The organism is Gilliamella sp. LMG 34359 (assembly GCF_984569085.1).
On record NZ_OZ474906.1, the window covers coordinates 1,861,921 to 1,877,759 of the forward strand.

General features: G+C 35.4%; 8 protein-coding genes. All 8 read right to left on the minus strand.

From position 1 onward, the window contains the following. Positions 1–297: 297 nt before the first annotated feature. Positions 298–5,232: a DNA repair ATPase gene (locus AC5LXV_RS08700; RefSeq protein WP_493466162.1), complete on the minus strand. Its 4,935-nt coding sequence runs from the start codon at positions 5,230–5,232 to the stop codon at positions 298–300. A 104-nt stretch (positions 5,233–5,336) separates the two neighbouring features. After that, positions 5,337–7,505, minus strand: coding sequence for a hypothetical protein (locus tag AC5LXV_RS08705; RefSeq protein WP_493451538.1), 2,169 nt, complete (start codon positions 7,503–7,505; stop codon positions 5,337–5,339). 25 nt (positions 7,506–7,530) lie between these two features. Then, a complete protein-coding gene (locus AC5LXV_RS08710) occupies positions 7,531–8,181 on the minus strand; it encodes a hypothetical protein (protein WP_110433731.1) in 651 nt (216 codons plus the stop codon). 97 nt (positions 8,182–8,278) lie between these two features. After that, positions 8,279–8,971 (minus strand): PspA/IM30 family protein, encoded by a 693-nt coding sequence (locus AC5LXV_RS08715; protein WP_110433730.1) that lies wholly within the window; start codon positions 8,969–8,971, stop codon positions 8,279–8,281. A 30-nt stretch (positions 8,972–9,001) separates the two neighbouring features. Then, positions 9,002–9,655 (minus strand): YjfI family protein, encoded by a 654-nt coding sequence (locus AC5LXV_RS08720; RefSeq protein ID WP_493466163.1) that lies wholly within the window; start codon positions 9,653–9,655, stop codon positions 9,002–9,004. A 220-nt stretch (positions 9,656–9,875) separates the two neighbouring features. Beyond that, positions 9,876–12,176, minus strand: coding sequence for a TonB-dependent receptor domain-containing protein (locus AC5LXV_RS08725; RefSeq protein ID WP_493466164.1), 2,301 nt, complete (start codon positions 12,174–12,176; stop codon positions 9,876–9,878). A 94-nt stretch (positions 12,177–12,270) separates the two neighbouring features. Further along, positions 12,271–13,119 (minus strand): heme/hemin ABC transporter substrate-binding protein, encoded by an 849-nt coding sequence (locus AC5LXV_RS08730; RefSeq protein WP_493466165.1) that lies wholly within the window; start codon positions 13,117–13,119, stop codon positions 12,271–12,273. 369 nt (positions 13,120–13,488) lie between these two features. Continuing rightward, entirely contained in the window at positions 13,489–15,792 is a 2,304-nt protein-coding gene (locus AC5LXV_RS08735) for a TonB-dependent receptor domain-containing protein (protein ID WP_493466166.1), read from the minus strand. Between the last annotated feature and the right edge of the window lie 47 nt (positions 15,793–15,839).

The window sequence follows — 15,839 nt, forward strand, 5'->3', positions numbered from 1 at the left end:
GGGGATAGTTACAAATAAACCAGTTCTATTTTTGAATAAATTTAGATAAATAGACTACCGATTTAGGATGATAGTAGTAAGCACAAAGGCTTAAATTTACAATTGTGTAACTGTTTTTAATTGTTACACAATATTGTAACTGTAGTGTTTGTGCTCAACTCTTATCAACTGTCGTGGTTTAATAAAGGTTTTGAGGCTTATCTTCTAGCAATTTCCTCAACATAATGAGTAAAAACATTAAAAATCAAGCCTAAAATTATATTTATAACCTATATAAAGACACTGATTAATCGCCCTCTACTGTAATTTCAACGCTTGCACACTTTGCACTAAATCGGCAAGTTGGGTGACAATTTGCGAGCCGGTATTCGCATCATCGCCACCTAAACTTTTATTGCGCATAAAGTCACTTTTTATTTGTTGCCAGCGTTTAGTCTCATCTTCCGTCATTACTCCACGAATTTCAGCCAGTTTCAGTAAGTTCTCTTCTGCACCATTGGTGAGTAGTTGTGCCTCACCGAGGTAGTGATCATCAATAATTTGATTGAGCTCTGCATCATTCATGACAGATGACACTTTCTCAGCAAGTTTATTCATATTACGATAACTTCCCTGCAGTTTAAACGCAGGTTCAGTTCGATATTTGTCTGATTGAGCTGCGCTGGCAATATATTGCTGATTAACTTTAAATACCACTTCACGAATTTTTAATAAATGACGTATTACGGCGACAATTTCACTAATTTCTGCTTGGCTATAGCTATAACTCATCTCATTGGTATTAAGTGGTTTGCCTTGTGCATGGTCAATAAACTGATAGAGATCATTTAAATCGCGTAAGGCTAATGGTGATAATGTTGCATTTGAGGTTAAGCAGTTTTCAATATAACTGGTTGCAAATACTTCATCCATACCGCCGAGTACTTCACCTAAATTATAGATATCAGCTCGGTTGGCTAGCATGTCAGGTATTTTGAATACTTCGCCAGATTCTGTGTAAGGGTTACCAGCCATTATTACACAGAATTTTTTACCTCTCAGATCATAGGTTTTGGTTTTACCTTTCCAAACCCCTTCGATACGGCGAGAACCATCACATAATGAGATAAATTTCTGTAAAAATTCTGGATTGGTATGTTGAATATCATCAATGTAGAGCATAACGTTATTGCTCATTTCCAGTGCTAAATTGAGTTTTTCTAACTCCTGACGAGCGGTTGCATTTGGTGCTTGTTCAGGATCAAACGACAATACACTGTGACCTAATGCCGGCCCGTTAATTTTCATAAAAATTAAACCTAAACGATTAGCAACATATTCCATTAATGTGGTTTTACCATAGCCAGGTGGTGAAATGAGGAGTAATAATCCCATTAAATCACTACGACGCGTTTCTCCGACGGTACCCATTTGTTTGGCTAGATTGTCGCCAATGATTGGTAAATAAACTTGATTTATCAGTTTATTACGAACAAATGAGCTGAGTGGTTTAGCCTTGAATTCATCAAGATGGAGTGCTTCACGTTGGTTTACTAATATTTCTTGACGTAAACTTTGGTAGTGTTGGAATTGTGGAATAACCACTTTATATTGATAACGCATACGGCTAAAGAAGTCATCTAAATTAATATTTAACACGCCTTGATTAATGGTTGGGTGTTCACCGAGTAGATCGGTAATCGATACTTCAAGTTCAACCTCACTGATTGTTAGGCTATCTGCTTTATCCAAGATATTTAAAATTACAGCTTCAGCAATATAATTGTTTAGTTTGCTATACAGAGGTAATGTGCAAAGCCCTTTAAGCCAACTTTCGATTAGATTCCAACGTTCTGCTAATCTTTCATTAAGATTATTTTGTGATTGATTGAAATCACCCCACATATGCGATTGTTCAAGTTGATTTTTTAATCCATCAAATAATTGTTTGCTATATTTACTGAAAATAAATTGTTGTGGCGTTTGAGCCAATACATAGCAAAGATATTCAGACGCTTGTTTAATATGGAATGGCTGATGAGCAATTGGATTATCATTGAAAAATTCCGTCAATTGTTGAGAGATTTCCGCTTGAAGATTAATTATTCCTTCATCATGACTGAATAACTTTCGGATATCCATACAAGTTTTCGCACGTTCTGGCCAGAATTTGGCAATATCATTTTTTTGGTTATAGTGCCAATAAATAATGGCTAAGCTTCGTGCTAACGGGTTATAGCGCAGTAAACCAGCCGCTTCGCCAAGAGGAATCAATTTTGTTAGAATTTTAGCCGCATCGTGGTCATGAATCCCTTTTTCATAACCTTCACGATAGCGCATTGTGGCAAAATCACGCACTGTTTTATTAAGCATTTCAGGTTGATTTAACTGGTTAGTTAAATCGACATAAGTTAATCCACTCTCTTTTTGTAAAGCAGCAGTAATGATCGAATAGGCGAGATACTCTGCACGGTATACCGATGGTGATTCTGATTCTAATGAAATCGTCCAAAATGGCTTATAGGCTTCTAATTGCTCATTGATTATTTTTTCTTGAAACTCAGTCCCGGTTAATTGCATAAACAGATGCTGATCTTTAGGCACTATGGTTAAATCAAGCTCTTGGGTATTAACACTAAATTTATGCCGTGGACCTAGTTTAATGACATTTCCACCAGACTCAAATATTTCCGATTTATCTCGTAAGGATCGTATGGCTTGATCTTGGGCACTTTTAAATTTGGACTCAATATCATCGGCTTTAACATTATCAAAAAGCGCTCTTAATTTTTCGACAATTTCACGGATTTTTTGCGCCAATGGGTCAGCAACAAAGAAAGCGTTAAGTTCATTTTGATCGGCAAATTTAGCGGTTCTTCTTGGGATGCTGTCTAAAATACGTTGTGCAGCGGTTAGTAGGGCATCCGTCCGTCTGGTTCTATCCTCTAATAACGCTTGTTTATGTGTTTCGAATGATTCTAGGATTTCTTCACGTTTAGTTAGAATATCATTAAGAAATTCCTCACTTTCACTAAATTGGTTCTCAAGCTCTTCTAGTTGTAGTAAAAGACGAGATAGCTCATCATCACATTTTTCTGGCGTGGTTGCCATACTTAGGGCATTGGCAATGCTTTGACCAAATAATTTAAATTGGGCGCCAAATTGTGCAACCATTTCAATATTGGCTAAATTTTTTCGTTTTTGTTGGATCTTAGCCTTTGTTTGGTTGAGTTTTGCATAGACTTCGGCAATGGATTCGATGATTCTGGTTTGTAAAGTAACATCATCAAATTTTAGGGTTGCGATTAATTGTGAAAGCATATCCAAATCAGCAGACATGGTTTCTGTAATTTCTACCGAATTGAGTAATTTCGCTACCGTATCTGCTTTGCTAAGCTGCTGCTCGATATTGTCAATTTTAACATTGAATGGTTCAAGCGCTTTATCACTTCCTAAAAATTCAGCAGTGGCTAATGAAACCTCACTCTGTCTGGTTTTTAGTTCATTTTCCATTTTATCGATTTGATTTAAATCGATGTAACGATAAGTTCTTAACGTGACTAAACTGCCAAGTTGCATTTTTATGGCATTTAATGCATCAACAAATTCTTGGGTTTCGTGCCAACTATCCGGATAAAGTTTGCTTAATAAATCTTGCTGATTAGAGAGTGCCTCACGCATCGCGCTTTCTGATTGACGACGAATACTTTCGACTTTTTCATATTCATCAATAACCAGTTCACTGGTTTGGGTAATATTACGCAGAATAGGGGAGAAGGCTAAATGTTTATCGTCATTGAGCCAAAAATAGTTATCGAAAAGTCTCTTGGTATCCTCACTAAGTTTGCTATATAGCTGTGAAGAGACGGTTTGGTTATCGATTTCACGTGAAATAAAGTAAAGATCTGAAATTCCGCGAACCAGTTCGGCATTACCTATTTTGCCAAGGAAGCTGTTATTAGTTGGTTGTTGTGCGGCAAATTCATCACTATAAAAAGGTGTTTGCCAAATCTGCATTGGATGAACCCGTGTTGGTTCATCATTTTCACCTTCAAAGACCACCATTCGACCATCTTCAAAAACCGCATATCCATGTCCTAATATCGGATTATCCAGTTTTCGTTCGATCATATTATAATTAAATAATGCTAATCGACCGTTAGTTGGATCATAGAAAATATATAACACATCCTCACCATTTGGTGAACGGCGAATACGTCGAAAACGCATGCCTGACATCGAATGGTCAAAAGTTTTATAATCACCATTTTGTAAGTAATATCCACCAGGGAATATAATCCCGTGATCTTCAGGAAGTTGAATACATGCCTGTCCAATAAAGTCTATACGATGGACTTGTTGAGTTAAGGTGTTATATACAAGATAACGCCAATTTTCTTCTCGGTAAGGTAGGACTTTTAATAAGATTAATGATCCCACTTTAGCATATTCTATTTTCGCGTCATTAATTGATTGATTCTGATCAACAACTTCCTCTCGATAAATACCTAAACCATCATTGGTGTTATTTTCACATTTTATGGTTAAGTCGCCACCGATGGTTTCAACAAATACCGTATCAAGAACATTAACATGTGGAAATCGACCATTAACAATATTTTCACGGGTTGTTTCGATCCATTCAAAATCATATGCGGGTGGTAATGCGATGTCTCGTTCACCCCGGTTATCGATATACTCAATGGTCTTTTTGTCACTTGATATGGACCATCTAAAAACTCGGATATCACTGATTCGCTCACCAATTTGAAAACTAGCGAGTAGTTTTCCATCACGTTCAACAAGCTGGAGTAGTTGAGCATTTTTATAATAAGTATACAGCTCATTAAAATCTTGGATAAATCGATCTATATTTAAGAATGTATTAGACAAATCAACTGGATCAGCCTCATAAGAGCCATCACGTTCTACTAATTGATAAAGGGAAAATACATCCTCTATTTTGGTTCCTTTTTTTAATCCTAAATAGACGTTATAACCAAATAATAGCCAGTCACCAAAACGAACAATATCCCGTGCGACACAATTATTTTCAGTTCTAATTCGAATACGACTAATGATGGACATGTCACTTTTACCAAACTCGGATAGCCTTTGTTGATTAAGGGCTTCCGTCTTTTGATTAAGTTCTTGTCCTAAAGAGGTTAAACGTTTACGAAGAATTTCATAAGCTCCGCCTTCCGCTACGGCTTTATCAATTGATGTTTGTTGCTGGTCTTGGATTTCTGACATGTTTTACTCGTTGAAATGATATTCAAATACTTAACGTTTAGGTAGGCATTTAATCCTACCTAAAACCGATTGGCCGTTGAATAAATAACTATTGAGATAGTAACTTACTCATCCTCATTATCGGATGACAAAAATTGTTGTGCTAACGCTTTTAAATCAGTGTTTTGCAACGTCTCTTTTAAATTGATTTTTTTGTTTCCCGATAAGCGAGCTAGTACTGATTGTAATGCTGATTGCAGTACTGGACTTTGGTTAACAGTTCCTTCAATCGCTTTACCAACGCTGATAGCTTTCGAGAAGCTATTGAAGAAGTTATCATTACCACCGACAATTTCAATATTTGCCTTACTGAATGCCGCAGCAAGAACATCAGCTTGTTCTCTAGCGATTTCTTTGTTAGCAGCAATCGCAGCCATAGCTTGTTCAAAGCCTTTTTCAAGTGCTAAGCGGAACTCTTCATGATTTTGTGATTGTTCATTCATGTTACCCATTGCTTGGAACTTCTCAACTAATCCATTAGCTTCGGCAGTTAATTTTTCACGAATGACTAATGCTTCACCACGAGCTTGAGCAGAAAGTTTTTCTTCCAGTACTTTTGCTTCAGTTAAACCTTGTTTTTCAATAGCATTGGCTTTTGCTTCAATTACTTTGGCTTCTGCAAAACCTTTTTCTTGATTACCTCTTGCTTCTGCTAATAATGTTTCAGCGGTAATATTGGCTTTAACTAAACCTTCTTTTTCAATAGCAATGGCTTTAGCTTCAATTACTTTGGCTTCTGCTAAACCTATTTCTTGATTACCTTTGGCTTCTGCTAATAAGGTTTCAGCGGTAATATTAGCTTTGACTAAGCCTTCTTTTTCTTCTGCTTCAGCTGCTGCTTTACGAACTTTAGCTTCAGCCAGACCAATTGCTGCTTCTTCGGCTTCGATACCTTGAGCCAGTTGTTTTTTCGCTTCGGCTTGTTTTGCCGCGGCTTCTAATTCAGCTTGTGCCATAATGCTAATTTCAACCGCACGATGTTTTGATGATTGTTCATCTGCTTCAGCTTGTTTTACTTGTTTAACCAGCTCTTGTTCTGCTCTAGCTTCTGCTACAATAATCGTAGTCTGTTTTTCTCGATCGGCTTTGGAAACTTCACGTACTTCTTTAATATGTTCTTCTTCAACGGCAACTGTTTTCTCAACAGCTATACGTTCACGAATAACATTGGCTATCTGTTTTTTTTCTTCTTCTAGCACTTTGTCTTTTTCAATTCGTTGTAGCTCTACTTCACGTTCACGAGCTACAATTTCAAGTGAACGAGCGCGAGTAACCCGTTCTTCTTCAATCGCGATTGCTCTTAGGCGATTGTTTTGGGCAACCTCAACTTCACGTAAGCGATTTTCTTCTCTTACTTCAATTTCTTGTTGGGTTTGAATTCTAGCTTGTTCCGCTTTTAAACGTTCTTCTTCTTGGACTTTCAATGTTTCAGCGGCTTCTCTGGCTCGAATTGTTTCAATTTCACGTTTTTGACGAGCTTCAGCGTCAGCTTGTTGTCGTTCAAGTTCAAGTTTGGCTTCGATAGTTTCCGTATCTTTCTTTTTCAGCGCCAGCTCTAAGTCACGTTCACGTTTATTAGTTTCATCTTTATGGACAGCAGTGATGGCTGTAATTTTGTTGATACCTTCGGCATCAAAAATATTATCCGGATCAAGCGATTTAATTGGAGTTTGTTCTAAATAATCGATAGCAACATCTTCAAGGGCATAACCGTTAAGGTCTTTGCCAATTACATCAATGATACGTTCACGGAAATTCAAGCGGTCTTCAAATAGTTTTGCCAGTTCAAATTGTTTTCCTACGGTTTTTAATGCTTCTGAAAATTTAGCACTAAATAATGTACTAACTGCTTTCTGATCTGATGCGCGATCAACACCGATTGATTTGGCAACTTTAAGAACATCTTCGGTGGTTTCATTAACCCGCAAATAGAAAGCGACACAAATATCAGCACGAAGGTTATCTTGACAAATTAAACCATCTTTACCTCTTCGTTCTACATCAAAAGTGATCAACGAAATTTTCATGAACTCTTTTTTGTAGATGATTGGATAAACTAATGCTCCAGTAAAATGGACTTTAGGTTTTGACGTCATGTCATTAACGATAAGCGCGGTACCTTGCGGAACTTTTATATAAAACGCTTTAAATAATACGAAGAATCCAACAATTAATAAGAATAAACTTCCAACAATTACCAAAAAGTATATTATAGTATCATTGTTTGTAAACATATTTTTTCCTTCTCCAAATTAACTTTTATTGTCCATTAAAATCTTTTAGGCTAATTATCTCATAACAATTAGTATTTTCATCATAGTTGAGGATGACAGCTTTATCACCGCGATTAAACTGATAAGATTCATCGCATCTTACTTCCAAAATGAGACCAGCACCACCATCTTCACAGATAGCTTGTCCCTTAGTTTTGGTTACGGTACTTGAACGAATTTCGATAACTTGTCCTAATAATGATTTATGATTATGGGTAATCAACATCTTTTTAAATAGTGGACGAATTGGTTTAATAATAATGGCAGTCAAGTAGACAGCTAAGATGAATGCGATAATTAACAGTACTATGCCAGCTAAATAATAAAATAAGGTAAGATCATACAAAGGTAGGATTAATAGACGAAATGCGAAATAACAAATTGACCAGCCAATTAAAGATATTAATGTAATAATGAGTGTCATTGGTACTTCATTGAAGCCATATTTCATTAATAAACCACCGAATCCAGCCGGTGGCATATCACTACATGTATCAGTGACACTAATATCAAAATCCAGACAGTCAATAGTTAATAATCCTAATGCGGTAACAAACCAATATAAGATACAGATTGTTAACAATGCACTAAAGATAATCACGGGAAAAGAAAAAAATATTCCCAAAAATAGTTCCATTATATTCCCTTCATCTCGACAACAATATTTTAACTAATTAATTATTTTATACTTGTTTTCTGATATTTTAACTTAAAAATATCAAAAAGCGAAAAATTTAATTTGTCTGTTTTTCTTTTAATCTAGCTAAAATTGATGCCGCATTTTGATTACCAACTTTAATACCTGCCGCTTCTAATTTGCTATCAAGTGAATCAGCATTTTCAGTTCCTGCTAACTCTTTTTTTGCTTCAAAAGTAGCCGCTGCTTTCTCTTGGCGTTTTTTGATCCTGTCTAATGAATCAAGTGCGGTATGTAATTTAGCTGTTGAACCACCATAACGATGTGCGACAGCGGATTGCGCTTTTTGGACACTTTCCGTCGCTTTAACGATATCAACTTGTTGCTTTAAATTGCGAATATTAATTTCAGATTGTGAGATAGTTTGTCGCAAATTTTTAACACTATCGGTAAAATAATCAGCCTGTTTTTTATTATTAGCATGTTGATTTTCAAGGACTGAAAGTTTTTCAGCGACTTCCAAAGCTAATTCTTCATTGTTATTTTCCAGTGCTTTAATTGCATATGCTTCATATTCAGTTATTTGCGCTTGTGTTGATGCAACTTGTTTTTCAGCTAATTTTTGTTCTGCTAAGATACTGGCCAATGATTCTTTTGCTTGTTTTAATTCTTCATCAGCATCTCGGATTTCTTGGTCTAATATGCGTAATGCTTGAGAATCAACGATTGATTCACCAACTTCATTTATTCCACCGCGTAATGCTGTTACCAATTTTTTGAAGATAACCATAATTAACTCCTTTTAGGATTTTTACTTTAATTATTCAATATTGAAGAAATGTTCATAAGCTTCAGTCGCTTTGATCACATTGTCGGATAAAGTTTCAAGCTCATAAACAATATTGTTTAAGGTTGATGATGAACTCAGTGCACCATACATAATGTAATTAACTTCACCATCGCCAGTTTTTTCAATTGCTATAGTTGATAAAGCAAATAGTTTTCTAGCACATAGAATCTCTTCATTAAATGATGAAGGATTTTTAATTAGTGAAACTGGCCAAAGGAGCGCTTCAACCATTATTTGTTGATTTGAAACACTTAAAAAAAGTGGTAAATCACCATATTCATGCATAATGATATGTAAACAGGCATCGATACCATCGATCATTTCAACGCTAGCGAAACCTTGTTTGACTAAGTCAGTTTGCTTTAATTCTTGGTAAAGATCATTAATTTTCCAGATATCTCTATTTTTCATTTCATTGTTTTCCTTCACATGGCAAAAAAAAGATTTATTCGCTGATTTATTCGCTATAGCTGGTTGGCGAAATAGTTTTTCAATTTCAAGTAACTCATCACTATTTTCCGGTAAAATCCAAACTTCTTTTTTTATCAAACCTTGTTCTCTTAAGCGTTGCCGGTATTGTTGTTGATAAAATGCTGAACTTTTTGTTTGTTTACTTTTATTCATAAAAATCTAGTGTTTTTAAGTTTTTATACGACTTATATTAACACATTCTTCTTACATGTAAATATTACATGTAATATTTTATGGGATTATTTTAACAATAACTTAACTTAATGTTTAACAATAATTTAAATATCGGAAAGGCGTTCAGAAGTAGGTATGAATAACTAACCCGCAAAATGCGGGTTAGTTAATGTTAAAGATGGAACTTTAATTTAGTCTTTTAGAAATCAATATCTAAACCTACTTGGAATGTTCTGCCAGGCGCAGTAAACATATCTAGGTATTTATGATCTGATGTGCTATACAATTTATTATTACTTAAGTAATCCCAATATTTCTGATCGGTAAGGTTGTAGATCCCACCATTTAATTTCACGTTCTTGGTGATGTGAATATAACTTGTTAAATCCACTATACCATGCCCCGCAATTCTAAAATAATCGTCATTAGAGTGTGAAATTGGTGTACCTTCGTTATTATAAGTCTCACGAGATGTCGCTTCAGCTTTTTTGCCTTTTTGGAATGTAGCAGTAACCGCCACTCCATAAACTCTATTTGGATCATCCCATGCTAAACCTACAGTAGTTTTCATCGGCGCGATCGAATCCATTTCCACATATTTATCACCTAAATAGCTTGATTTAGATTTACCTTGGTTATAACCAATTGCAAATCTAGCGCTTAAGCCGTTAGCTGATTCAACCCATTTACCGATATTGAATTCACTGCTTAACTCAGCACCATAAATATAGGCTTTGTCGCGGTTTTCAGATTGATAAACTAAACGATTACCAATTCCAACAAAATTTTTCCTATAGCGGGTATAGGCAATAAAGTTTTTATATTTGTTGTAAAACGCTGAAGATGAGAGGGTCACACCAGAAACCGGGTGGCCTTTTAAACCTAATTCAAAATTATCACTTGTTTCAGTTTTTAGATTCGAATCGCCAACTAAGACATACATGTTGCTGTGCGCTAAGTAAGAGCCATATAGTTGGTTCTGATTAGGCATCTGTGCTCCACGTTTGTATTGTAAATAAGCAGTGAAGTCAGGGTTGATATCATACATAAATGCCATTGAAGGTAACACTTTAAAATCGCTATTACCTTTATATTGTTTTCCTAATTGATTGCTACTTAGTTTGGTTAATGACATATTTTCTAGGTTACGAGGTTTAGTATTTTGATAAACTGCTCTAACACCGGGAACTAAATAAAAATTATTACTGTCATTAAAATTAAAGCTTATACGATCTTCAAAAAATCCGCCTAGCTGATAACTACGGCTATCGGCTTGTGGTTTACTATAGTCACCATCAGGAAATACTATGGCATGTGGTGACTTAGCTGATGAGAAGAATGGCGATTCATCTTCACTCCATTTACCATTTAAACCAGCACTAAATCTTTGGTTTTCATAATTTTTTACTAAAGTAGTAATAAAGTTATAAGCTTTAGTATTGTAGTTAGTTTGGGTATTAAAATTGCCTCTGGTAGTATGACGAAGATCAGTATCGTCAAATACATTGGTACGTTGATAGTTTAACTGAGTTGTTAAGCTATCTATCCAACTGATATTAGTCGGTTTCCATTGATCTTTGAATGCCAAATTAAAACGATTGTTTTTGCTTCTTTGATGATCATATGATTCGATTTTTTTACCGTATCTATCCCATGAATCATAGTGAGAATTTTTGGTTTTACTATTGTAATCGACAGTAGTATTGATTAAATGTTCTTCTGTCATTTGCCAACCAAAACCAGCTAAAATCGAGTTGGAGTGCCAATTTTCTGGGTAACTATTAATAGAATCACCATGATTACGTGTTTGTTGTCCATCTCGGCGACTTAACACCACAATCCCATTTAGATAATCATCACCCGCCGCCATCGTTATACCTTGGTGATAACTACGGTCTGAGCTATCGTAGTTGTTTTGGAAACCAAAGTAGGTGGTTTTACCTGGATAGAGGTAATAGCTTGCTGTTTTAGTTTGGAAGGAGACCGAACCACCTAAAGCATTATTGGCATTACTTACTGAAGTTGCACCAGATTCGATATCCACTTTATTGTACATATAAGTATCAATATAATCGCGACCAATTCCATAAGATCCAAATCCAGCACGACCAACCGAGTTAACACGACCTTGAGCGATAGGTAAAGGCATACCATCAATGTCGATAGATACCCGGTTGGCATCTAAACCACGAATATTGTAGCCAGTAAAGCCACTACGGTCCCAACTACTTTTGCCACTTCCTGAGCCAGAAATATTACCCGGTGCCGAAATTAATGGTTGATAACGCATAATGCTACCAAAATTAGTCCCACCATCACGGCGAATATCTTGCTCGGAAATTTCGGTATTCATTCCCGGTTTTTTGGTGGCTTCATGAGCGGTTACTGTAATAGTGTCAATATCTTTTTCATCATTATGCTTATCAGTAGCGAGAGCGGGTAACGCTAATGTTAAGCCTATGGCTAATGAACTTGTCTTTTTTAATTTTTTAAAATTCACCTTTATATCCTTTCATACTTAATATGCTTAATAACAAATGTATGCATTTATTGCTTCAATTAATAAAAAATATTATTAAAATTATTGGACTAAATTATTCAGGGTAAAAGCTTTGGAATAACAATTTTGCTGCTTCATCAACTCGTGGACCAATTCCAAATAAGTAACTATCATCAATAATAGTGATACGATTATTTTTAAATGCAGCTGTTTCAGTTATCCCCGGAATAGTAGCAATTTTGTCTAATCCACCAAGTTGATCAATCGAATATTTATTTAGGATGATAACTTCTGGGTTAATAGCAATGATTGATTCAGCAGTATAGCTTTTGAAACTATTATGTTTTGCTAGATTCTCACCGCCGGCTATAGCAATTAATGCATCAATGGTGGTGTTTTTGCCGGCTACCGAATTGGTGCCACCCATACTCATTAGAGATAAAACTTTTGTTTTTTGCGGGTGAGTTGCGATTTTAGTTTGAATATCGGCAAGATTGGTTTTAATTCTGTTGATTAATAATTCACCTTCTTTTTGTTTATTCAATTTAGAGGCAATTTTAGTGATATTTTCATATAACAGCTCAATAGTACCTGGCACACGCTGTAAGGCTAATACATCTACTTTAGATTCAGACACTTTTTCGATAACATTATCAGGCTCTACATCATTTAAAGTTATAAATAGGGTTGGTTTAAGTGATAATACGCCTTCAATATTTAACAACTTCCAATAGCCGATCTGTGGCAATTGCTTAACTTTTTCAGGGTAACTACTGGTTTTATCAACGCCGACAACCTCATCACCAGCGCCTAATGCAAAGACAATTTCAGTCAAAGATCCACCTGCAATAACAATTCGTTGGTTTGCTGAACTAAGGTTGATAAGACTATTGATACTAAAAATTAGCAACAATAGGCTAATCTTTTTTACAAACTTCTTCATGAGTTAATTTACCTACCATGGTTTTCCATTTAGACTGGGTAATATAGTGAAAATGAGAACCATTATCAACCTAAAATATAGGATTCTTTGATAATAATTTGATGCAATCTTGATGAATAGAAGGCGCTAACGAAACTTTTTTTCAAATAAATAATAAATTTATAATCAATATATTGGCAAAATAATATACAGTTATTTTATAAAAATAGTCGCAATTTATATCTCAATAATTAGCTTTATGGTTAATATTAGGGATTAATCTATTAAATGATGGCTATTTATAACGAATCTTAAATCCTTTTTTAACTCGAAAAATAAACTTTAAACAAACACCTCCAAAGTTGGAGATGTTATTGTTGGTGTTTTGAATTAATAATCTATATCCAAACCTAACTGGAATGTTCGACCCGGCGCGGTAAACATGTTTAGATAGTTATGATCGGCGGTACTATACAATTTATTATTACTGAGATAATCCCAATATTTTTGATCAGTAAGATTATAGATTCCGCCACTTAATTTCATATTGTTGCTGATATTGATATAACCGGTTAAATCAACAATGCCATGGCCAGCTATTCGAAAATAATCGTCTTTGGAATTAGGGATTGGTTTACCTTGATTGCTATAAGTTTCGCGAGAAGTTGCTTTGGCTTTTTTACCTTTTTGCAATGTGGCAGTAAGCGCTACCCCGTAAAATTTATTTGCATCATCCCATGCTATACCAACAACACTCTTCATGGGAGCAATGGGATCCATTTCAACGTATTTATCAGCTAAGTAGCTTGATTTTGATTTACCTTGGTTATAACCGATTGCCAATCTAGCGCTTAAACCGTTAGCCGGTTCAATCCATTTACCAATATTGAATTCACTGCTTAATTCTGCGCCATAAATATATGCTTTATCCCGGTTTTCAGCTTGATAAACAATTCGATTACCCATGCCAAAAAAATCTTTTTTATAACGAGTATAAGCAATGAAATTTTTATATTTATTGTAAAAAGCTGAAGATGAAAGAGTGACACCAGCAATTGGCTGTCCTTTCAAACCTAATTCAAAATTATCACTGGTTTCAGTTTTAAGGTTTGCGTCACCAACAAGTAAAGCTATACTACTGTGGGCTAAATAAGAACCATATAGTTGATTCTGATTAGGCATTTGAGCCGCACGTTTGTACTGTAAATAAGCTGTGAAATCAGGATTGATATCATACATAAATGCCAGTGAAGGTAATATTTTGAAATCGCTATTACTTTTATATTGTTTAGCTAATCGATGACTATCAATATTGGTTACTGACATATTATCAAGGTTACGGGGCTTAGTGTTTTGGTAGACGGCTCTTACTCCAGGCACTAAATAGAAGTTATTACTATTATTAATACTAAAGCTGAAGCGATCTTCCAAGAAACCTCCTAATTGATAACTTTTGCTATCGGCTTGTGGTTTACTATATGGACCATCAGGGAGAATATTAATATCTTCTGATTCAACAGAGGTAAAAAATGGGGCTTCATCCTCACTCCACTTGCCATTTAAACCTGCACTAACTCTTTGGTTTTCATAGTTTTTCACTAAGGTGGTGATAAAGTTATAAGTTTTAGTATTATAGTTAGTTTGAGTATTAAAATTACCTCTAGTTTTGTGGCGAAGGTCAGTACTATCATATACATTGGTTCGTTGATAATTTATTTGAGTGGTTAAACTGTCCATCCAACTGATATTAGTCGGTTTCCATTGATCTTTGAATGCCAGATTGAAGCGATTGTTTTTGCTTCTTTGCTGATCAAATGACTCAATATTTTTACCATGTTTATCCCAAGTATCATAATGTGAATTTTTGGTTTTATTATGGTAATCGACGGTGGTATTGATTAAATGTTCTTCGGTCATTTGCCAGCCAAAGCCAGCTAAAATTGAGTTAGAGTGCCAATTTTCAGGATAAGTATTTAATGAATCTCCATGATTACGAGTCTGTTGACCATCACGACGACTTAAAACCACAATACCATTTAGATAATCATCACCCCCTGCCATAGTTAAACCTTGGTGATAACTTCTGTCTGAACTATCATAGTTATTTTGGAAACCAAAATAATTTGTTTTGCCTGGATAGAGGTAATAATTTGCGGTTTTAGTTTGGAATGAAACTGAGCCACCTAAAGCATTATTGGCGTTGCTTACAGGTGTGGCTCCCGATTGGATATCAACTTTATTATACATGTAGGTATCAATATAATCTCGGCCGATTCCGTAAGAGCCAAAACCAGCACGACCAACACCATTAACTCTGCCCTGAGCAATAGGTAAGGGCATACCGTTAATATCAATTGATACTCGGTTGGCATTTAAACCACGAATGTTGTAACCAGTAAATCCACCACGGTCCCAACTACTTTTTCCGCTACCCGAACCAGAAATACTCCCTGATGCGGAAATGAGCGGTTGGTAACGCATAATGCTACCAAAATTATCACCGCCATCACGACGAATATCTTGTTCGGAAATTTCAGTCGTTGTTCCCGGTTTTTTGTTGGTTTCCTGAGCTAATACTGTCATGGTATCAACATTTTTTTCATCCTTAGTTTGGTCAGTAGCGAGCGCGGGTAACGCTAATGTCAAGCCAATTATTAATGAGCTAGTTTTTTTTAAATAGTTAAAATTTATCATGTTAGTCCTTTTAAACATAATTTATTAAAAAATGCTCATCTCTTGCT

Coding starts and splice junctions, on each gene's coding strand:
- AC5LXV_RS08715 (WP_110433730.1), bottom strand. CDS start 8,971: ATGGTTATCTTCAAAAAATTGGTAACAGCATTACGCGGTGGAATAAAT.
- AC5LXV_RS08700 (WP_493466162.1), bottom strand. CDS start 5,232: ATGTCAGAAATCCAAGACCAGCAACAAACATCAATTGATAAAGCCGTA.
- AC5LXV_RS08735 (WP_493466166.1), bottom strand. CDS start 15,792: ATGATAAATTTTAACTATTTAAAAAAAACTAGCTCATTAATAATTGGC.
- AC5LXV_RS08705 (WP_493451538.1), bottom strand. CDS start 7,505: ATGTTTACAAACAATGATACTATAATATACTTTTTGGTAATTGTTGGA.
- AC5LXV_RS08710 (WP_110433731.1), bottom strand. CDS start 8,181: ATGGAACTATTTTTGGGAATATTTTTTTCTTTTCCCGTGATTATCTTT.
- AC5LXV_RS08720 (WP_493466163.1), bottom strand. CDS start 9,655: ATGAATAAAAGTAAACAAACAAAAAGTTCAGCATTTTATCAACAACAA.
- AC5LXV_RS08730 (WP_493466165.1), bottom strand. CDS start 13,119: ATGAAGAAGTTTGTAAAAAAGATTAGCCTATTGTTGCTAATTTTTAGT.